17 protein-coding genes are annotated in these 19,994 nt (G+C 46.3%); 7 read left to right on the top strand and 10 right to left on the bottom strand.

Features of this window, described 5'->3' with window-relative positions; all coding sequences use genetic code 11:
• Positions 1–1,353 (bottom strand): filamentous hemagglutinin N-terminal domain-containing protein (locus tag RLO19_RS22380; RefSeq protein ID WP_446359623.1); only part of this gene is annotated, 1,353 nt, incomplete at its 3' end.
• Between the two features lie 1,024 nt (positions 1,354–2,377).
• Positions 2,378–2,980 (bottom strand): signal peptidase I, encoded by a 603-nt coding sequence (lepB, locus tag RLO19_RS22375; RefSeq protein ID WP_446359622.1) that lies wholly within the window; start codon positions 2,978–2,980, stop codon positions 2,378–2,380.
• 179 nt (positions 2,981–3,159) lie between these two features.
• Here lepB and RLO19_RS22370 point away from each other — a divergent pair, with 179 nt between their 5' ends.
• Positions 3,160–4,479, top strand: a complete 1,320-nt coding sequence (locus RLO19_RS22370) for a dihydroorotase (protein WP_446359621.1) — start codon at positions 3,160–3,162, stop codon at positions 4,477–4,479.
• Between the two features lie 140 nt (positions 4,480–4,619).
• Positions 4,620–5,135 carry a DUF1499 domain-containing protein gene (locus RLO19_RS22365; RefSeq protein ID WP_446335516.1) on the top strand — a complete coding sequence of 172 codons (516 nt, stop codon included), beginning with the start codon at positions 4,620–4,622 and terminating at the stop codon, positions 5,133–5,135.
• 62 nt (positions 5,136–5,197) lie between these two features.
• Here RLO19_RS22365 and RLO19_RS22360 read toward each other — a convergent pair whose 3' ends face one another.
• From RLO19_RS22360 to RLO19_RS22330, 7 genes are all read right to left on the bottom strand, one after another.
• Entirely contained in the window at positions 5,198–6,373 is a 1,176-nt protein-coding gene (locus RLO19_RS22360) for an RNA-guided endonuclease InsQ/TnpB family protein (RefSeq protein WP_446359620.1), read from the bottom strand.
• A gap of 178 nt (positions 6,374–6,551) precedes the next feature.
• Positions 6,552–6,965 (bottom strand): hypothetical protein, encoded by a 414-nt coding sequence (locus RLO19_RS22355; RefSeq protein WP_446359619.1) that lies wholly within the window; start codon positions 6,963–6,965, stop codon positions 6,552–6,554.
• 217 nt (positions 6,966–7,182) lie between these two features.
• Positions 7,183–7,713: a tetratricopeptide repeat protein gene (locus RLO19_RS22350; protein WP_446359618.1), complete on the bottom strand. Its 531-nt coding sequence runs from the start codon at positions 7,711–7,713 to the stop codon at positions 7,183–7,185.
• 44 nt (positions 7,714–7,757) lie between these two features.
• On the bottom strand, positions 7,758–8,489 hold the full coding sequence (locus RLO19_RS22345) for a transporter substrate-binding domain-containing protein (RefSeq protein WP_446359617.1): 732 nt from the start codon (positions 8,487–8,489) through the stop codon (positions 7,758–7,760).
• Between the two features lie 339 nt (positions 8,490–8,828).
• Positions 8,829–9,185, bottom strand: coding sequence for a 50S ribosomal protein L20 (rplT, locus tag RLO19_RS22340; RefSeq protein ID WP_446359616.1), 357 nt, complete (start codon positions 9,183–9,185; stop codon positions 8,829–8,831).
• Between the two features lie 48 nt (positions 9,186–9,233).
• Positions 9,234–9,431, bottom strand: coding sequence for a 50S ribosomal protein L35 (rpmI, locus tag RLO19_RS22335; protein WP_446335511.1), 198 nt, complete (start codon positions 9,429–9,431; stop codon positions 9,234–9,236).
• A gap of 111 nt (positions 9,432–9,542) precedes the next feature.
• Positions 9,543–11,423, bottom strand: coding sequence for a tetratricopeptide repeat protein (locus tag RLO19_RS22330; RefSeq protein WP_446359615.1), 1,881 nt, complete (start codon positions 11,421–11,423; stop codon positions 9,543–9,545).
• Between the two features lie 323 nt (positions 11,424–11,746).
• On the opposite strand from RLO19_RS22330, the gene RLO19_RS22325 reads away from it, so the two are divergent.
• The 3 genes from RLO19_RS22325 to RLO19_RS22315 all read left to right on the top strand — a co-directional run bounded on the left by RLO19_RS22325 (position 11,747) and on the right by RLO19_RS22315 (position 14,852).
• Positions 11,747–12,001: a hypothetical protein gene (locus tag RLO19_RS22325; protein ID WP_446359614.1), complete on the top strand. Its 255-nt coding sequence runs from the start codon at positions 11,747–11,749 to the stop codon at positions 11,999–12,001.
• Complete coding sequence (gene ppsA, locus RLO19_RS22320) at positions 11,995–14,451, top strand: phosphoenolpyruvate synthase (RefSeq protein ID WP_446359613.1); 2,457 nt, start codon at positions 11,995–11,997, stop codon at positions 14,449–14,451. The genes RLO19_RS22325 and ppsA overlap by 7 nt, the downstream gene beginning before the upstream one ends.
• Before the next feature lie 245 nt (positions 14,452–14,696).
• Positions 14,697–14,852: a hypothetical protein gene (locus tag RLO19_RS22315; RefSeq protein ID WP_446359612.1), complete on the top strand. Its 156-nt coding sequence runs from the start codon at positions 14,697–14,699 to the stop codon at positions 14,850–14,852.
• Between the two features lie 89 nt (positions 14,853–14,941).
• On the opposite strand, the gene RLO19_RS22310 is transcribed toward RLO19_RS22315, so the two are convergent.
• Positions 14,942–18,220 (bottom strand): plasmid replication protein, CyRepA1 family, encoded by a 3,279-nt coding sequence (locus tag RLO19_RS22310; protein WP_446359611.1) that lies wholly within the window; start codon positions 18,218–18,220, stop codon positions 14,942–14,944.
• A 474-nt stretch (positions 18,221–18,694) separates the two neighbouring features.
• Between RLO19_RS22310 and RLO19_RS22305 the strand changes: the two genes are divergently transcribed.
• Both RLO19_RS22305 and RLO19_RS22300 read left to right on the top strand, forming a co-directional pair.
• Positions 18,695–19,063 (top strand): hypothetical protein, encoded by a 369-nt coding sequence (locus RLO19_RS22305; RefSeq protein WP_446359610.1) that lies wholly within the window; start codon positions 18,695–18,697, stop codon positions 19,061–19,063.
• 284 nt (positions 19,064–19,347) lie between these two features.
• Positions 19,348–19,887, top strand: coding sequence for a two-partner secretion domain-containing protein (locus RLO19_RS22300; RefSeq protein WP_446359609.1), 540 nt, complete (start codon positions 19,348–19,350; stop codon positions 19,885–19,887).
• The last annotated feature ends 107 nt before the right edge of the window (positions 19,888–19,994 follow it).

Genomic DNA, 19,994 nt, shown 5'->3' with positions numbered 1-19,994 from the left:
TCTCAGAGCACTGGGAAACAGTGTATCCATATCCTCACCCTCAACTAAGACATCACCACTGAGTTGCACCAACTCCGAGGCATTGATAACTAAATTCCCGCTATTACCTATACCCCTAGCATCTGTTGTAATTACTGCCCCCTCGCTGAGTTGTAAAACAGGCGTCGTAATTGTCACATCTCCTCCGTCTCCACTTCCGAAGCTGCTTGTAAAAAAGCCACTACCCAAGCTACTGGCTTCTACCAATTCTGAAGCATTGACTATCAAGTTACCGCCTTTGCCAGCACCAAAAGAACCGGAGGAAATTGCAGAAATATCTGTTAAACTGATTTGCTTTCCCCACAGTTGAATATCACCCCCAGCTTCGCCAGACGTAGTCACAAAAGCGCTATTAGTCAAGGATATATCTCCTCGTGGTATTTCTGGAGGAACAGCCAACGAGAAGATATTGCCATTGATATCCAATCCGATTGTTCCAGAACCCGCAACTGCCGCTAATTCTATTCGACCATCTAAAGCCGTCAATCCTTCTCCCAACTCATTGAGATAATTTCCTGACTGAATAACACCATCAATTAGAATGTCTCCACCCACCAATAGTAGACTATGACCATCAGGAACTCGTAAACCAAATTTTGGTAGGTTGAATGAGTCTAATCCTACAGGTTTAATGGAGCGCGATTCAATTGTTCCTGGCGTGATTTGATTAAACAGAAACGCCGAAGGATTCACTGTCAGTAACGGCGAAGGAACCTCTGACTGTGTGGTACTAAAAAATCCCTGCTCCCCAAACTGAATCCCATTAGCTGTCGTTGCCACAAACGAACCCTGAACATCCAGGGAAGCATTTCTGCCAAAGATAATGCCATTGGGATTAATAAAAAACAGATTCGCTCCACCATTGACACCCAGCGTCCCCAAAATATCTGAGGCATCATTTCCCCTGACCCGACTAAAAATATTTTCAATTCCCTGGGGAGAATCAAAATAGACATTCTGCCCTTCTCCAATATCAAATTGCTCGAAACTGTGGAACAAGTTAGCCTCACGCCTTGCTCCCGCCTCAATCAGAAAATCAGCTAAACCGTTAGGGAGTGGAACATTAGGGGTAAGAACCGATTGTTCGGCTCCCCAGGTTGCATCGGGGATAATTTGGGCAACGGCGTCACTACCCCAACCCAGCCAGACACAACTGGTGAGCGCTACACTGCCTATTCTGATGTATCCTGCCAATTTTGAGCGACTCGGACGGGTCAATCTGCCCAAAGACTTCAGTATTCCCTTGGAACCTAGTTTTCCAGTTTCCCCATTTTCCTGTGCCTGTGTCCGCAACAGATGAGTTATTTTTTCCATATCATCAACCTCTTCCCAGTTTGTCCGGTTAAGGGATTAGCTGGTTAAAAATTATACTCGTCAACTCTATCCAATAGTTGTATTTGTCGCCAGATAACCATTAAAATTGGGTAAGGTTACAATAATATACTAAAATTAACAATCTTTTGGGGTTAAATTGTATAAAACAATACTATTTATTTTGTCAGTTTAAATTATTAGATTTTTGATTAATTCTAGCTTTTTAACCCGATCTATTAGATTTAAGATTTAATCATTTTTTTTGTTCTTCTATCTTATCGCCGAGACTGGTAAGATATACATTATGCAACGGAGTAGGTTAGTATTCTTCCCAGCAACATGGAATTTAAGTAAATTAGTGGAAATAAACTCAACTATATTAAGTTTGATGTACGCTTTGCCAGCTACGGAGGCCAGTTTGAACAGCAAGAAGAGGCGATTGAAATCGCTGCTACACAAACAAAGTCCGCCTGCGCGGACTAGGTTATAACGGGGGTAGCGTTCCCCGGATTTTGTATAACACCCAAAACAATCGAACATCTCTATCAGATTGATCAAGCAGAAAAACTCGGCTCATTTTTTTCTTTGGTAGAAATCCGAGAGCGCGTGCAAGGGGTGGGAATGATGTACCAATAAGAATACAATATCAACTGTCTGGTGCGAAAAGGTTTTGCTAAGAGAATATGCAGAACGAATATCAATCCAGACAATATTAACCAGGCAAAATAACTGTGCTATTGAATAACCCGGACGGGAAAGACAAGGCGAAAGCCTACAGCAGACAGCTAGAGAAATGGTTGAACTTACGAGACGAAAAGATCAGACAGTTTTTTGTATCTCTGGATGAAGGCAGGTTAGGGAGTTGCAAAGGGACGTGATTTCAATCGGTCCCGTAGTATCCTTATAGAATCCCTATTGACATCCTCACCTTCCTGTAAGAAAGGTGATTCCTCACCACGCCACCTTTTTAGGGATGGTCGCTGAATGGAGGTCATTTATGCAGGGAGAGGTCAAGGTTCTCTGTTCAAGGAGAAGCTTCTGGAGCAATAGACTCGATCACATCAACTTCACCAACCCGACTAATGGGCCAAAAGCGGACAATTGCTCTGCCAATAATATTTTTACGCGGGACAAAGCCCCAGTAGTGAGAGTCGTAGCTATTATTGCGGTTATCTCCCAAAACCAAATAGTTGTCCTCTGGTACAGTAACAGGTCCGTAGCTGTATTCGGGTTCCTCTTCGATATATTGTTCCCGCAATGCTTGACCATTGACGTATACTCGTCCCCCCTTCACCTCGACGGTTTCACCAGGAAGCCCAATCACCCGCTTGATAAAGGCGTCTTTGAAATTTTGCTGCTTGAGCGCCTCTGTGGGAGAAAAAACAACAATATCTCCTCGCTGGGGTTGACGGAAGTTATAGCTGATCTTATCTATAATCAGGCGATCGTTAATCTGTAGGGTCGGTTCCATAGAACCAGAAGGGATATATCGCGCTTCTGCCACAAAGCTGCGAATCCCGATCGCGAGAAAAACACTCAAGCCAATCGTCTTGAATCCCTCTACCCACGGATTTTCAGCTTTTTGTACCGATTGTTTTTCCTGATCTCGATTTGGGACACGAGTCATAGCCGTTTAATCACCTTAAGCAATCACGAGTTGGACGATGGAGGAAAATCAGCCAATTAGAGGCTCATCTCTTCTAATTTAACCGAAGCGGTTGTAACCGAAGCTGTTCCTCTAGTATCTGGACAAAATTCGCTTTAAAGTAGAAATACTGAAGCTATTGGGAATTTTAGCATTTTCTTATGTCCTCTGACTCTTGCTTATTAATCCGCCATGCTCGTATTCTCATGCCAACAGGGGACATTTTGCTCGCAGATGTCCTCACTCGTGGTCGAGAAATTGTCCAGGTTGCCCCAGACATTTCAGCTTCGGCAGATAGGGAAATCGACGCGACTGGGTTAACATTGTTGCCGGGAGTCATCGATCCACAAGTTCATTTTCGCGAACCGGGCTTAGAACATAAGGAAGACTTATTTACCGCCAGTTGTGCTTGTGCCAAGGGAGGCGTTACCTCATTTCTGGAAATGCCCAACACTCGCCCCCTAACCACGACTCAAGCCGCCTTAGACGATAAGCTGAAACGGGCATCTGAGAAGTGCTTGGTTAACTACGGCTTTTTTATTGGCGCGACGCCAGAAAATTTGCCCGATCTGCGTGAGGCACAGCCGACCTGTGGGATTAAGATATTTATGGGTTCGATGCGTGGGGGGCTATTAGTGGAGAGCGAGGAATCCCTTGAACCCATTTTTGCCCAAGGAACCCGGCTGATTGCTGTTCATGCTGAAGATCAAGCCCGAATCCGGGAACGGCGGGAAAAATTTGCTGGCATTAATGATCCGGCGATTCACTCCCAGATTCAAGATAATCAAGCCGCCCTGAATGCGACTCAACTCGCCCTAAAACTATCGAAAAAGTATCAGCGACGGCTGCATATTCTGCATCTGTCTACAGGGGAGGAAGCCGAGTTACTACGTCGGGATAAACCCAGTTGGGTAACCGCCGAAGTCACTCCCCAACACCTGCTCTTGAATACCAGCGCCTACGAGAAAATCGGCACCTTAGCGCAAATGAACCCCCCCTTGCGATCGCCTCAGGATAATGCCATCCTTTGGCAAGCCCTATTAGATGGTGTCATCGACTTTATTGCTACGGATCACGCCCCCCATACCCTGGAAGAAAAAGCCCAAACCTATCCCAATAGTCCATCGGGAATGCCAGGAGTGGAGACATCCTTAGCATTAATGCTCACCCAAGCTATACAAGGACGCTGTACTATTGCCCAAGTCTCGAACTGGATGTCTACGGCTGTGGCTAAAGCCTATCGCATTCCCAAAAAAGGCGCGATCGCTCCCGGTTATGATGCAGATTTGGTCTTGGTAGACTTAGAAAATTACCGTCCGGTGCGGCGAGAGGAACTGTTAACTAAATGTGGCTGGAGTCCCTTTGAAGGCTGGAACTTGACCGGATGGTCTGTGATGACTATTGTTGGGGGTCAAGTGGTTTATGAACGGGGAAAACTGCACACAGATATACGTGGTCAAGCCTTGACGTTTGATGGGTAAAATGGTGAGGTTTTAAGGGGAGTAGGGGCAGGTTGATGTAATTTCCTCTCGCTCTTGATGGTAACTTTCCCTCAAACCCAGCCTGTCTGAATGATGAATTAAGGCAAAGGACAAAGGACAAATGACAAAGGACAAATACTATGACCTTAGAAGCTCAAAAACGCTCCCCGATTAGATCTATTCTAATCATCTGTATTGCTTTAATTTTCATTGTTGCCTGTTCTATAGGCGTAACCTTAACTGTTTCGGGAGGAGCTATGTTTGCTGGAAAACGACCCACAAATCTTGGTATTGAGTCAGGGAAGTTAACTCCTTGTCCAAGTACGCCAAATTGTGTCAACTCTCAAGATCAAGATGCCCAACATCAAATTGAGCCATTAACCTACAAATCAACACCAGCTAAGGCAATAGCTGACCTCAAAACCGTGATTGAAAATATGGAAAAAACCAAAATTATCACGGAAACCGACAATTATCTCTACGCTGAATTCACAACTAAGCTTATGGGATTTGTCGATGATGTAGAATTTTTCCTAGATGAAGGTGCCAATGTTATCCATGTTCGTTCGGCATCCCGTTTAGGACAATCCGATTTAGGTGTAAACCGCCAACGGGTGGAAACCATTCGCGCCAAATTCAACGAGCTGCAAAGCTAAGTTTAAGTTCTCTGACGGGGTGATAAGCACAGCAAAAGTTTGTCGCCCCGTCAGGGTGTAAACTACCCAACACTATACCCGGAAGGGTTAGTGTGGGCTTTTAGTAGCCCTGGTTCTATTGCACAGGACAATAGTTCCGAGCCTCCAGGCTGGTTTACTGCACAGCCCCATAACTCAATCATTTTTGCTCCATTCAAGTCCGCATCCCCTAGCCATCCACACACCAAGTTTGTGCATTTAAACTGCTTGTTAGTTCTCTGTCCAATATGCAAGCAACAATGACAGGTCTGGCTGGTATAGGCTGGCGGTATGGCGATAATCTCAATTCCTTCCTTTCTTCCTTTGTACTCTAGGAATATCCTTAACTGATAGAATGCCCAGGAATTTGACCGTCTTCTTTCGCTCTTTGTCCTGGGTTTTTCATTGGTTCGTTCCCGGATTCCGGTTAAGTCTTCAATCGCCACCGCCGACTTTAATGCCTTGGCTTGTTCTATGATTGATTTACTGATATTGTGGTTTATCCATTTCTGAAATCTTCTCTCGCGCCCCGATAACCGTTTCAAGATAGTCCGGCATCTTCGCCTTGTTGTCCTTGTGCCTTGGGTTGCTTTCTTTTGTACAGAAGCTCTCACTCTGGCGTATTTATCTCTGGTCTTGTTTAGTTGCTTTCCCTCCCATCCTTTATCTGTACTGGTTTTCGCTATCTCCCTGCGTCCCAAGTCTACCCCAATCACAATGTTTGATTTAATCGGTTTGGGCGGCTCAGTTTTGATTTGTATATGCACATACCAATACCCGTCCCGATGAAGGCACACCTGAGCGCTGGTTGGTTTTTTTCCTGTCAATTTGCCCCGGTGATAGTTACTGGCACGAAGCGGACACCTTACCCGCTTCCCAATCGTGCTTAGGCTTACTGTCCAGTCTTTCTCGAAAAACTGAAATGTTCTGGCATCACACTCAAAACTTGTTGGCTTAAAAGCGTTCACTTTTTTGCCTTTGTGTTTGGCTGTTAAGCGATTGGCGGCTACCCTGGCACAAACTCTCACTACATGGTTTGATGTCAGCCTAAATTGGGCTTTGATATCGTGGTAACAAACTGCCTGGATTGAATTTCGATTCGTTAGCTTTGGGTTAACTGTGGCATTTATCGCGTTACAAGCGGCAGCAAAACTTCCCGCCGTTTCCATGAGCAGCCTTTGTTGCTCTTCGGTGGGTTGAAGTCTTACAACTATTGTCAATACTTGCTTCACATTTATCCAAAACTCACGAAAATGAGTATAATTCAAACTTTAACGAACTGGCAATTCCTGCCCGCGTTGAATCACAGATTACAACGGGGGCTTCCTTGCCGGAGTAGGTGAAAATTATCTTAGATTGACATCTTCACCACGCCATAGGGGTTTGGTTACCAAACCCCTACTTTTTCATGTCACGAGCCATTTTACGGAACATATCCATGCTGGAATCGCTAGCACCAGCGCGGCGGCGCTCAAAACTCTTTGGCTGTGGCTCACTCACTGGCTGGTTTTGAGGAGTTGGTAGAGGTTCAGGAGTAGCGCTGATTTGCTTATTGGAACGGATGACTTGCCCAAAAGCAGAGGTTTCTAACACCTGTTCTAAGCCCTCCCCTAGGTTATCTTTCTTTTTGGCAAATCGCTTCTTCACAGATGTGGGCGATCGCATATAGTTAATATCACCGAATGTCTTGGCGTCATCCGGCTCTAAAAAGTAGGCTTGTCGCTTTTGGGCTTCTGTCGCCTGTTCTGCTTCGTCTGTCTCCTCATCGACGTACTTGCTCTTTAACCCAAATAAATTACTTAGAAATCCCATAGCGAACTAATCCTGCCCTTAATTGATTACCTTTATTACTTTATGTTAACAATAATTAATAATTATGTAAAGGTTGTTCTAAAACTAGCAGAGTGAGGTAATAATCTGGGTAGTTTTTCTGCACAAAATAGATGAGTCTGGAATAGCCTGTCAACCTGTAGAGACGTTGCCGGCAACGTCTCTATAGGATCTATGTAGGGTTCAAGCCGCAGAAAATTTAGCTGCTGGATGGCACTAGCCGCTTGCGGAGGGATTCAGCTCTGCGCTTGGCTGTCTCATTCTTCGGTTCATACTTGAGCGCTGCTTCATAAGCCTCCAACGCTTGAGCGGTTAGCTTCTTGCGCTCGTAAACGTGACCCAAGTTATTGAGAGCAGTCACATAATCTGGCTCTAGTTTTAAGGCTTCCTTATACTGGCGAATGGCAATATCGTACTGATCTTGGGCAAAGTAGGCAAAACCGAGGGCATTATGAACCGGAGCTAGGTTGGTTTCTGAAGCATCTGGAGCTTTAAGTCCCTTTTGGAATAGGATAACGGCTTGAGCAAAGAGTTTCTTGTCTAGATAGATACTGCCCAACTCGTAGTAGTCTTGGACTGTCCCCCGCTCTTTTTGCAGCTTTCTCTCCAGCTTTGAGAGGGTGCTTTCGATTTTACGGGTTTTGAAGACTTGGCGGATTACCGCCAATGCTGCAACACCAAGCAGGACTAACAATATGATTAGATAAATTTGTGGCAGAGTTTCATCCATAATCCTGTAATTCCGTGCAACTATAGGGGAGGGGTTTCCACTCTTCATGGTAAACCCCAAGCGGCAGCACGTTCAGCTAACCACCCTTCGGCGTGCCAACGTGCGATCGCCTGATTGACTTGTTGTCGCAGTGCGGTATACTGCAATCCTTTAGGCATAACCACCGCCAAGGCTGCACCAGATAGGCGATAGGGGAGCAATCGATAGTCTGGGTATTGCTGCACCCATCCAGTCAGAACACTTTGATCGGCACAAAATGCATTGGCTTCTCCCGCCTCAATGAGCAACAGCGCCTCTTGGTAGGAGTCAACGCCGACTAATTGGGCATTGGGTAAAGCATACTTGATCACCGCGATTGTACTCGAACCCTTAAGGACAGCGATGGTTTGGTTGTCTAAATCGCTCAACAGATTGATTGAGGCATCTTTCGTAATAATCCCTGCACCATCCAAATAGTAAGGGATACTGAAATCGACCAAGCGAGCGCGAGAATCCGTTACCGTTACTCTAGCGATCGCAATATCAACCCGATCCTCAAATACCACACTCAAGCGATCGCGATTCGTCACAGGCTGCAAAACCACAGCCTCTGGACTCCCCAGCAGTTCTTTCGCCAGTCGTCGAGCAATATCAATTTCTAGTCCTTGTAGCGTTCCCGTCGCATCACGAAAGCCCAAAGGACGCACATTATCTTTTACCGCAACAATTAATTGACCCCGTTGCTCAATTTCTGCCAATTCAGCCGGATAAGCTGATGGGGGTTGTACGAGAGTCATCCCAATCAATCCAAGTGCTACACCGACATTTAAAAACCTTTGGGCGATCATCTATCTGGGGTTAGGGATTGGTGATTGGTGATTGGGGAAACCTTCGCAACGCTCGATATAACCTGGTTTGTCGGGGCGGGTTTCACTACTATCATTTCTTCCTTAACCCAGATTTGACTAAACCCGCCCCGACTTAGCCCTTGGCTTCGCTCAAGGGAACGAAAGCTTGTAGGGGTGAGTTTAGGGAACGAAAGCAGCTATTCATGTCAAAGTCCACCCTCATCTTCCAGACGTGCCATGGCACGTCTCTACACCGTTCCCTGATCTCCCTCATCTCCCTTGTCGAACTTACTTTGCGCCTTGGCTAGCCAGTTCTACAACCTTGTGAAAGCTCGCCGGATCTAACACAGCTAATTGTGCCAACATCTTGCGATTGATCTGAATATTTGCCTTTTTCATCTGACCGATAAGCTGACTGTAGCTTATGCCATTCTGACGAGCCGCCGCATTGATACGAGTAATCCAGAGACGGCGAAAATCCCGCTTGCGCTTGCGGCGATCGCGATAAGCGTTCCGCAGTGCTTTCATCACCTGTTGATTAGCTGTACGGAAGAGTTTGGAGTGAGAACCCCGATATCCTTTCGCCAGCTTGAGAATTTTCTTGCGTCGTTTACGTGCAACGTTACCGCGTTTTACTCTTGTCATTGACTGTTCCTAATTGATACTAACTAGATGGTTATTCGTTTTAGTGGTCTAAAAATAGGGAAGCATTAGGCGCACATTATCAGCATCCCGTTCATTGACCAAACTCAATTTCGACAGACGCCGCTTCCGTCCTGAGCTTTTGCGCTCCAGTAAGTGGCTCTTAAACGCCTTGCGTCGTCTAATTTTACCGCTTCCGGTGGGTCGAAAACGTTTGGCGGCTGCTCTACGGCTTTTCAGTTTCGGCATAAACAACTTTGAATAAGGACACAATCTCCAATTGTACTACTATCCCAGTCAACTTAACGGTTAACAGGGCAGTTTCCACTGTTTTTATTTCTTAGGAGCAACTAAGTGTTATTACTGAACCGACACTCTAGACAGTTGAGACTGCGCCGCTTCATAACAATCCAGTTTACCTAAATCATGGCAAAGTTGAGCCGCTTGCTGTAAATCTTTGATCGCGGCTAACCGATTTCCCAGTTGGGCTTGGGCTAACCCCCGCTCATAGTAAGCTGAGGCATAGTTAGGATTTCGTTTAATGGCTTGGGTGTAATCCGCGATCGCACCGGATATATCTTCTATTTCCTGACGGGTTAATCCTCGGTTATAGTAAGGTTCTGCCGCCTCTGGATTCAATTGAATCGCTACTGTATAATCCGTTATCGCCCCGCGAATATCTCCCCGACGCTGACGGGCTAAGCCACGGTTTTGGTAAGCTAGGGCATTATGCGGTCGTAAATTAATCGCGGTGGTACAGTCGTCAATGGCACCCTTTTGGTTACCGAGGTTAGAACGGGAACGACAGCGATTCAGGTAAGCCGTGACCAGATTGGGTTGAAGTTGAATGGCTTGGGTATAATCGTCAATGGCAGCTTTTTCGTTACCTAACTCGGCTTGTATCTGACCTCGATTCACCCATGCCGGGGTAAAATTAGGGTCACGTTGTAGGACTTGGGTATAATCAGCTTTAGCCCCAAGGCGATCGCTTAACTCAAGGCGAAGATTTCCCCGTTGGTAATAGGCGTCAGCATTTTGGGGATTGAGTTGAATCGCCTGAGACAAATCAGCCAGGGCTAGCTGAGATTTTCCCCTATCCGCGTAAATCTTTCCCCGATGATAGTAAGCTGTAGCATTTTGCGGCTGATAGGCAATGGCTTGAGTATAGTATTGAATCGCCACCTCAGGCTGTTGTGCTTGGGTTTTTCCTTGGTGGAGAAAGTATTGCGCCATTAGGCGTTGCGGAAGGTGTAGGGTATAAGCCAAGATTAACGCTGTGATTCCCACTAATGCTATAGCCGCGAGGATAACCTGGGGTTTAAACTGACGAGTAGGAAACGTAATTGTCGCGATCGCGGGGTTGATTTCTGGTAGCGAGGGTAGAGAAAATTGAGTAATTGGATTGCTCTCCGGGATACCACTGAGATCCGCTAGTACACTCGCCGCTTTGTGATAACGGTTCTGGCGATCAGAATGCACCATTTTCTCCAGGATAGCGGCTAACTCTGGGCTAACTTGGGTGTAAGCTTGCCAAGCGCTGGTTTCATGTTGAGAATTGTTCGTTTGTTTAAGTTCCGTTAACTCACTGGCGGATAATCCAGTCATGGCTTGAATGGCGATTATTCCCAAGGCGTACAAGTCGCCATTGACTTGGAGGTGTTCTGGGAATGGTTTGGAGGATTGATCAACGGAAGTAGGATGGCGCGGATTTGGGGCTGATTGGTGGAATGATTGGGCGATTTGGGCACTCAGTTGATGGATAACTCCCCACGTTGTCAGGACTAATTTGCCATCTCCTTGGCGACGGATAATCGTGGAAGGCTTGAGGTTTCCTAAGATTACACCCTGTTGATGGACAAAAACTAAGAGGTTGAGGAGTTCTTGTAACAGGGTAATCACCTGATTTTCGGTCAGCGGATCACCGGGTATGAGTTCGTCGGTTAAGGGATAACCGGGAATAAACTCTTGAACCAGATAAAACTGGTTCGTTTGGGCAAATGAGGTGATAAATCGGGGAATTTGGTCATGTTGACCCAGCTTTTTCAGCAATTGTGACGTTTTTTCCAGACGGCTGAGAATAAGTTGTCGAGTTTGAGAGGAGTTTGGCGGGAGTCGGATTTGCTTGACCACGCATTTAGGATGCTCTTGAAGGTGAATATCTATAACTAAATAGGTGTGACCCAATTCATCGGTATCCAGGACTTTGATGAATTCGTAACATCCGGCTAAGAGTTTGCCCATATCGATGCACGCTGACGCTCTGTGCAAAAATTATGACACAAGGGGCAAAATCCCCATTTTGGAAAAAAATCTGTTATGATAGCACGACAGAAAAAGCTCCAGAGGATATCTGGAGCTATTTTGAACCCGTGAATTAAGATTCAGTCGAAAGAGAAATTGTAATACATGTTGGACAAGATTGGCTACACATAAGCAGCCAATCTTTTACTTTTTAGGAAGCATTTTGGGTTGAGGGGGGCGGGGAGGGGGAACTCTTGAAGCTGGGGAAGCTGGGGAAGCTGGGGGAGCTGGGGGAGCTGGGGCGTCAATTTGTAGGGGCGGGTTTGACTGATAACCTTACCCAACAAACCAATAACTTGACTAAAGCCGCCCTGCTTGGGGAGCAAGAGGAGATGAGGAAGAATTTTTCCTACTCACCAATTACCTATCACCAATCACCAATTTTAGCGATCGCGAAATGGCAACAGGGTATGAGGATGGCAAAGGTTTCTGTTAATTTTTCGCAACCTATTAGTGATCCCGAATATTTTATAAAGCTAAACTTAAATTATCCCTTTAAGAAAAAAAGTTTATGCTGACCTCAACCCCTCAGACCTCTACCCCAGTCCCTCAAGATAAATTATTGATCCTCTGGTTTGATCAAATCCGACTGGATGACCTACCCTTGGTTGGCGGCAAAAATGCCTCTCTGGGTGAAATGATTGGACAACTCACTCCCCAGGGAATTAATGTTCCTACCGGGTTTGCGATTACGGCGTATGCTTATCGTTACTTTATCGCAACCGCCGATTTAGAAGCCAAACTGCGCCACCTGTTTGCAGATTTGAATGTGGATGATGTGAATAATCTGCAACAGCATGGGAAAAAAGCGCGACAGTTAATCCTCAGTATTGAGTTTCCCAGAGAACTGACCCAAGCCATTCGTACAGCTTATCAAAAATTGTGCGATCGCTACGGGGAGGGGACCGATGTGGCGGTTCGTTCCTCAGCGACGGCGGAAGACTTACCCGATGCGAGTTTTGCGGGTCAGCAGGAAACCTATTTAAATGTAAATAGTTTCAAAGGGGTTCTGGAATTTACCCATAAATGCTTCGCCTCCCTGTTTACCAACCGCGCCATTGCGTATCGGGAACATAACGGATTTGACCACTTTGATGTGGCGCTTTCGGTGGGGATTCAGAAAATGGTGCGATCTGATTTAGCCTGTTCCGGGGTGATGTTTTCCATTGATCCCGAAACAGGGTTCAAAAATACCGCATTAATTACCGCCGCTTACGGCTTGGGCGAAACGGTGGTTCAAGGTGCGGTTAACCCCGATGAATACGTGGTTTTTAAACCCACCTTAAAACAGGGATGTCGCCCGATTCTGGAAAAACGCCTGGGGACAAAAGAAATTGAAATGATATATGACGAAGGGGGTTCGAGACTGACGCGCAATGTGCGAGTCGCCCCCTCTGAGCAAAAGAAATTTTGTCTTCAGGATGAAGAAGTCTTACAATTAGCCCGTTGGTCGGTACAAATTGAAGACCATTATTCTCAACTCCGGGGACTCTACACACCCATGGATATTGAATGGGCAAAAGATGGGATAACTGGGGATTTGTTTATTGTCCAGGCGCGTCCAGAAACGGTGCAATCGCAGAAATCGGCACAGGTTCTCAAAACGTATCAGTTGAACCAACGCAGCCAAGTATTACTTACGGGGCGTAGTGTGGGCGCGGCAATTGGTCAAGGGACTGCTCATATTATTATGGATGCATCTCACATTCATCTTTTCGAGCCGGGAGAAGTATTAGTCACCAACCGCACTGATCCCGATTGGGAACCGATTATGAAAAAAGCCAGCGCCATTGTCACCAACCAAGGGGGACGCACTTGCCATGCGGCAATTATTGCGCGAGAAATGGGGATTCCGGCGATTGTTGGCTGCGGGAAGGCGACGGAGGTATTAATTACGGGTCAAGAGGTGACGATTTCCTGTGCGGAGGGAGATGAGGGACGAGTTTATCAGGGGTTATTACCCTTTGAAGTGCAAGAAACTCCTTTAGATAATTTACCCCGCACCCGGACGCAAATCTTAATGAATGTGGGGAATCCAGATCAAGCTTTGGGTTTAGCCGCAATTCCCTGTGATGGTGTGGGTTTAGCACGGTTGGAATTTATTATTGCCAATCATATTGAAATTCATCCTCTGGCGTTGATTCATTATCATCAATTGCGGGATGAATCGGTGAGGGCGCAAATTGCCCAGAAGACGAAGAGTTATGCCGATAAACCTCAGTTTTTTGTCGATAAATTGGCGCGTGGGGTGGGAATTATTGCAGCGGCGTTTTATCCTAAACCTGTGATTGTGCGGATGTCGGATTTTAAGAGTAATGAGTATGCTAACCTTTTAGGCGGTCAGAGTTTTGAACCCAAGGAAGATAATCCGATGCTGGGGTGGCGAGGGGCGTCTCGGTATTGTGATCCGAACTACCGGGAAGCGTTTGCTTTGGAATGTCAGGCGATAAAGCGGGTAAGGGAAGAGATGGGGTTAACTAATGTAATTCCGATGATTCCCTTCTGTCGCACTCCAGATGAGGGGCGTCAGGTGTTAGCCCAGATGGCAAAAAATGGTTTACCCCGTGGGGTGAATGGGTTGCAGGTGTATGTGATGTGTGAGTTACCCAGTAATGTGATGGAGGCGGATGAGTTTGCTCAGGTGTTTGATGGGTTTTCGATTGGGTCAAATGATTTGACGCAATTGACGTTAGGATTAGACCGAGATTCGGCGTTAGTGGCGCATATTTTTGATGAACGCAATCGTGGTGTGAAGCGGATGGTGAAGTTGGCGATACAAACAGCAAAAGAGTATGGGCGTAAGATTGGTATTTGCGGTCAAGCGCCTAGCGATTATCCGGAGTTTGCTAAGTTTTTGGTGGAAGAGGGGATTGATTCGATGAGTTTGAATCCTGATTCGGTGTTGAAAACGCTGTTGATGGTGGCGGAGGTGGAACGGCGTTTGTCGGGTGAGTTTGTAGAATCATAGCCTTGTCATTGGGGGGTTGACGTGGGCATCCCTAGCTACAAATCCAATGCATCGTAGGGGCGCACCGACGTGCGCCCTATAAATGTGCGTCCAGAAAACCCGCAATATTTAATCTGTTTGTATCAGAATTATATTTTTTTAACGCAGAGGTACGCAGAGGATGGCGCAGAGGTACGCAGAGGAATTTGCAGATTTGATAATAAACAGTTAAACGAGGAGATAGATATACTTAATACAAAATGATCTTGAAACGCAAACCGCACATCAGCATTCATGGCAACAATATCACCCCGGAGGGATTGTACCGTATCAAACGCCTGTTGATTAGCTGCGATCGCGCCGGATTTATCGCCTATCTTTGTCAGGATTTGTGCCAGTTGCCAGTACCATTGATAGGATAAATGACTACTATCGTTTCTGACATCACCCAGAAGCTACTAAACCCGCCCCCACAGAGTACAATAATTATTTAACAAATGGCGAATGACAATCAACAATCCGAGAAATTAAGACAAAGCTGCACATAGTCAACCCCTGCATCAATTTTTGCCTCTGTTGAACAAGCATCCAGTCGTTGATGAGACTTTTCTAGCACCTCACAGCTTTGCGCCAACCACTGCTGAAATACCTCAAATCGACCATCCGATGGATGAACCACCTGATAAACGCGCACGCGATTTAAACGCTTACTTTCACGACCAATACATTGAAGTCCATAGCCAATCTTATCCAACAAACGCCGGACAATCCGAATGGGTGTCGCATTTGACGCCAATCCAATCCCCAACGTCGTTTTAATCGACGCCCTACCGATGAGTGCCAATCGCGCCATCGCCTTCAAATCCTGATCAGTTCCTCGTAACTCACGCCCCCTATCTGCCAGCAAAACTGGCACCCCCAAAAGTTCCATCGTCCCTACCGCCGCCCCCAATTGAGAACGATTAAAGTCAGGCAAAAAAATACTTCCACCCCCTAATTCAATCAATCGACGTGCCATCGCCGCATCCCGTTGCGCCAAATGGTCTCGCCCTATCGTGAGAAAATAATGCAGCAATAGCTTTTGATACCAACCCTGATCATCCTTAGCCACCAGTTGGGCAGTAACCGGAATCCGATAACGCTGCTTTAACTCATACTTACGAATCGCGCGTCGTTGAGCAAGGGTTTTCACTAATCGTTTTTGTCCGGTATTATACTGATGATCACTGAGATTTTTAGCCCGGGCGATCGCTAAACATTCTGCTTGATAGTTTTGGTCTTTCACCGCCGCGATCGCAGCCGTCAGCGAATTCGCTTCAACCTTCCCCTGTGTCTGGTTAGCCTCTCCTCCCGTCTGTTGATCCGAAACCTCAACCACCTGATGCCCTTCCTCCCGCAGCGCCGCCAGTACCGATTCGCGATACTGAAACATGGACGCATTATGCCTTACCGCCATTCTTGCCCAGCACAATAGCGATTCCGCCTGAAAACCTGTCTCAATATCATCAAGGGCATCAAAATCTGATTGTTGTAACAATCGAATATTAAGCTGAGTCAAACGCCGTCCCGATGTCAACAAAGCGGGAATCGACGTTGAACCATTTCCCACCCGATTAAACCCACCAGGCGCCACCCACAGGAACCGAGGCAAATTTTGCCGCACCCGCCCTAACGCCTGACGCACCGAGTTTTCACTTTGCACCCCAATCGCAATCCCCCAAACCGAGGTGAAATGTCCCTGCAACTCAATGCTGACTCCCGTTTCAATCACCGGACTTGCCAAAACAATATCATACTGACTCAAAACCCCATCCAAATCACGCATACAGCTATACGCCGGATGAGTCGGTTCAGCTAGGGATTCTGAATCAATGCGGAGAATCTTCGCCTCAGGAAATCGAGAACGCAGATACGCCTCCAACGTACAAGTTCCCCACTGACTCCCCCGTTTCTGGGCAGAAAGGCAAACAAAGGGTTTCCCACCCGCTTCAATGTGCCGTTCCAAGTCCTGAATCAATCGTTCTGGTTTAGGTTCTGGATAATAGTTTACCCGCCACGATTCCAACTCGCTGGGTTTCCAGGTATTGTGAATAATATAAGGATGTTGGGGAACCCCCGATAAAGAAATCAAGTAATCGATAGAGACATCACTCAAATCCGCATCCGCCACATAGACTTGCCCCTCACCTGCCAAAACATTCTGCATCAATGTCTTCAGAGATTTCAGAATCGCCACTCGGTTACTACTGCAAGTATCCGAATCCAACCCATGCCAAAGAACCTGTTCCACTTCATCTATAATCACCACCCCATCTGACCAGTTCACCGCCTCAAACCTAGCCTGAGAAGTAGGATGGAGAGAGTCAAAGCACAGACCATAGCCTAAAGTAGCACCTGTATCCCCATCCTGTACCTGAGTGATATAGTTCAAGCCAAAGCGCTGACACAACGCCTCCACGAGTCGCACCCGATGACCAATCACCAAAACCCATTTCTGGCGCTTGATGGCGTCTTTGACAATCGTTTCTAACCACTGGGTTTTCCCTGTCCCTTTGGGGGATTTAATCCCAATCAGTTTGGCATCCTCAGGAATCGATAGTTCCCCTAAATAGCGGTGATTTACCTGTACCGTGGGCGGATACGTCAGGCGGGTTAAGGACTGGGCTTTCCAGGTATCGAGGGGGACAGCGGTTTGATAGGCGGCGTCAAAGGCTGTCTGAGTCTGGTTGGCAATTAAGTCATCTACCCCTTTCCCTTGGTCTGGATGCCAACTGATTACTTTGACAGAACATCTGTGTTGGGTTAATAAATATCCCAACTGGCGAATAGCCGCATTAACTGTTTTTATCGTACTTGGTTTAGTGTCTTGGTCGAAGGCAATATAAATCGTTCTCCCCGGCGTTGCCAATTTGAGTAACTGGGGGATGAGGCGAGACTTAGCGATACGATTTCCCTGTTCATCTCTAGGGACACGATAGCCCCCAAATACACCAGGGAGGGCAATGGCTGCATAGCCGGCGGTGAGTAAAGCCCCCGCTTTCTTCGCGCCCTCAGTAATACACAAAGGAACTTCTGGATGGGCGATAAGCCACTGCCAAAATCCGTTGGCAAGTGTTGACCCTTCACCGCCTTCGAGGGCATAGTTTGGAATGTGTAGGGGCGGGTTTAGGGACTGACTGGGGGCGATTGATGATAACGTTTCTGCAAAACCCGCCCTGACCGATGTGTAGGGGATCTTTTCACTATTATCGTTTTTTTCCCATCCTGATGTGACCAAACCCGCCCCGACTGAGTTTTGAGTGTTGAGACTAAACCCGCCCCCAGACGCGCCATGGCAAGACGCGCCATGGCACGTCTCTACATTGATCTGATCAAATGGAAGCGTCATGTTATAGCGATTAGCAATACCTTGCCACAGATGTAGGGGGACACGCAGGGCAAAAACACCTGTGGGGGTTAGAGGCGGATGTTCATATTTAATCGGTTTTCCTGTCTGAGTATTGTGCCGAGGAGAACTGGGCTTGAAACAACCCCAGAGGTCATCATTACCTGTGAGTAGGTCAATTCCGGAACACCACCATCCCCCGTGTTCTGTATGTTCGTAGCGTTTGAGGATGCGGTTACTGACACGACCATCATTGCGTCGTGGTAATGTATCCGCGTAGAGTAAATAGTTCGATGGGCAAGTGCCAGTTAAAGGGATAACGTTCAGGCGGGTGAGTTGGTCATCGATACAGCTACTGTTCCATTCTTGCAGATAATTCACGGGATTAGAGATTGAGTGGGTCATACAGGAAACTACACTACATCTAGTAGCCAAACTAGATAGGTTAGGAAAGGAACACTAATTATAGGGCTTGTTGACCAACGATCGCAGCGTCCTGTAAAAAAATTGCGGTGCAGGGGTGAGGGGGGTGTCCTGGTATGAACTAGCGTGGCACGGCTAAAATCGTGGAATCGATTGATTTTACGGGTTTTATGGGCGCACGTCGAGAAAGGACCCACGTCGATGCGCCCCTACGGTTTCCGGTTGAGTTAAATTCAGGACGGATTGAATTCAGGATAATTGAGGTAAATCTCAAAATAATTGAGGTCAATCTCAAAACTTGTTAACGCTTCAGCACAAAAACAGAGACAAAAGCCTAAACCATGAAATTAAAGTCAGAATTGCAGTATTTTAAAATTGCTCAAAAATAACGAATTTTCCCGAAATAAATAATGCCACAATAAAAACAAATAACCTAATCCTAGGTCAGATAAATCAATGACGAAATGCTTACTTCGTCTGACTGGTATTAGCATCTTAGGAACTTTAACCGTTGCCACAGCGAGTCATGCCACGCCCGTATTTAACGACTTATCAACGAAACAAGCCATTATTCGTTCTAATTTAAAACATGGGATTCTACCAAACCCAAACACACTAAACATTAAACTTGCAGGAGATTTAACGTTGAATCAAAAAACCACAAGTAGCAATAAAGAGCCTCTACTTTCTTCGCCCAATTTTATGACCAGTTCTGAATGCCGAGGCAGTTCCCGGAGAGAGGAAAAACAAGACTATTCAATTTTATATTTTCGCTTTTGGATTACCGAAAACCCCTGTAATGAGGGCAATCTTGATCAAGATTGAAACCTCCAGGGACACTCTCTTTCCCAAGCTCTGCCTGGGAAGGTTCATTGGGAGGCAAAGCATCCCTGTTTTACAACTTACCGATAACATTCTTCATTTATTTTCTTATCGTTAAAAAATATAAAATTCAACAAACGACGAATTATTTCGATAGGAAACTCGCGAATATTTACCAATAATACGGAGTTTGAATTTAGGAAGCAAATATATAAACTTATTTTATTTGACCAGTATAATTAGGGACAAGCTACCTTGACAGGGGCAATTTAGGAGGCTGATAAGCGATGGCAAAAATAACCCATCCGTTGCCGACACAGGCACAGATAAAAGAGGCAACTGGACAACCAGGTTCCAGGGCAATATTGAAGTCTGTCGGTAGATTGATTGGTAAGAATTGCTCAAAACGGACTGGATACATCAGCGTAGGGACTGTGGCGCTCACCAGTTGTATTTGGCTAGCTTGGGGTAGTGACGCCATTGCCCAAATTATCCCCGATGAAACCTGGGGCACCGAACAATCGGTTCTTACCCCTAATGTTGCACTCCCTAACGGTTTAGCTGATTTTCTGATTCAGGCGGGAGCAAGGCGTGGTTTTAACCTGTTCCATAGTTTTGAACAATTTGATATCACAGAAGGAGAGAGTGTTTATTTTGATTCTCCCCAAGAAATTGAAAATATTTTTAGTCGGGTAAGGGGAAATGACGCCTCGGATATTTTGGGGACGCTGGGTGTCAATGGTGGGGCAAATCTGTTCGTTAACTGTTCCTCCAGAAATACCACGAGGAGATATATAGCGGTTTGCGACTTGGTAGAATACAATTGAAGGAGTGAAGTAGTGTGCTTAATGACAGGGACAGATGAAAGCCTACTCAATTGACTTGCGACAAAAAGTTGTGGAAGCCGTCTCAAATCAAGAAGACTCTCAAAGAG

It is taken from the genome of Coleofasciculus sp. G2-EDA-02, assembly GCF_040226375.1.
Taxonomy (GTDB): Bacteria; Cyanobacteriota; Cyanobacteriia; order Cyanobacteriales; family Coleofasciculaceae; genus Coleofasciculus.
The sequence above is the reverse complement of the archived record's forward strand: the minus strand, read 5'-3'. Positions and strand labels throughout refer to the sequence as shown.

Coding starts and splice junctions, on each gene's coding strand:
- ppsA (WP_446359613.1), top strand. CDS start 11,995: ATGCTGACCTCAACCCCTCAGACCTCTACCCCAGTCCCTCAAGATAAA.
- RLO19_RS22330 (WP_446359615.1), bottom strand. CDS start 11,423: ATGGGCAAACTCTTAGCCGGATGTTACGAATTCATCAAAGTCCTGGAT.
- RLO19_RS22345 (WP_446359617.1), bottom strand. CDS start 8,489: ATGACTCTCGTACAACCCCCATCAGCTTATCCGGCTGAATTGGCAGAA.
- RLO19_RS22300 (WP_446359609.1), top strand. CDS start 19,348: ATGGCAAAAATAACCCATCCGTTGCCGACACAGGCACAGATAAAAGAG.
- RLO19_RS22370 (WP_446359621.1), top strand. CDS start 3,160: ATGTCCTCTGACTCTTGCTTATTAATCCGCCATGCTCGTATTCTCATG.
- RLO19_RS22305 (WP_446359610.1), top strand. CDS start 18,695: ATGACGAAATGCTTACTTCGTCTGACTGGTATTAGCATCTTAGGAACT.
- rpmI (WP_446335511.1), bottom strand. CDS start 9,431: ATGCCGAAACTGAAAAGCCGTAGAGCAGCCGCCAAACGTTTTCGACCC.
- lepB (WP_446359622.1), bottom strand. CDS start 2,980: ATGACTCGTGTCCCAAATCGAGATCAGGAAAAACAATCGGTACAAAAA.
- RLO19_RS22365 (WP_446335516.1), top strand. CDS start 4,620: ATGACCTTAGAAGCTCAAAAACGCTCCCCGATTAGATCTATTCTAATC.
- RLO19_RS22350 (WP_446359618.1), bottom strand. CDS start 7,713: ATGGATGAAACTCTGCCACAAATTTATCTAATCATATTGTTAGTCCTG.
- RLO19_RS22355 (WP_446359619.1), bottom strand. CDS start 6,965: ATGGGATTTCTAAGTAATTTATTTGGGTTAAAGAGCAAGTACGTCGAT.
- RLO19_RS22310 (WP_446359611.1), bottom strand. CDS start 18,220: ATGACCCACTCAATCTCTAATCCCGTGAATTATCTGCAAGAATGGAAC.
- rplT (WP_446359616.1), bottom strand. CDS start 9,185: ATGACAAGAGTAAAACGCGGTAACGTTGCACGTAAACGACGCAAGAAA.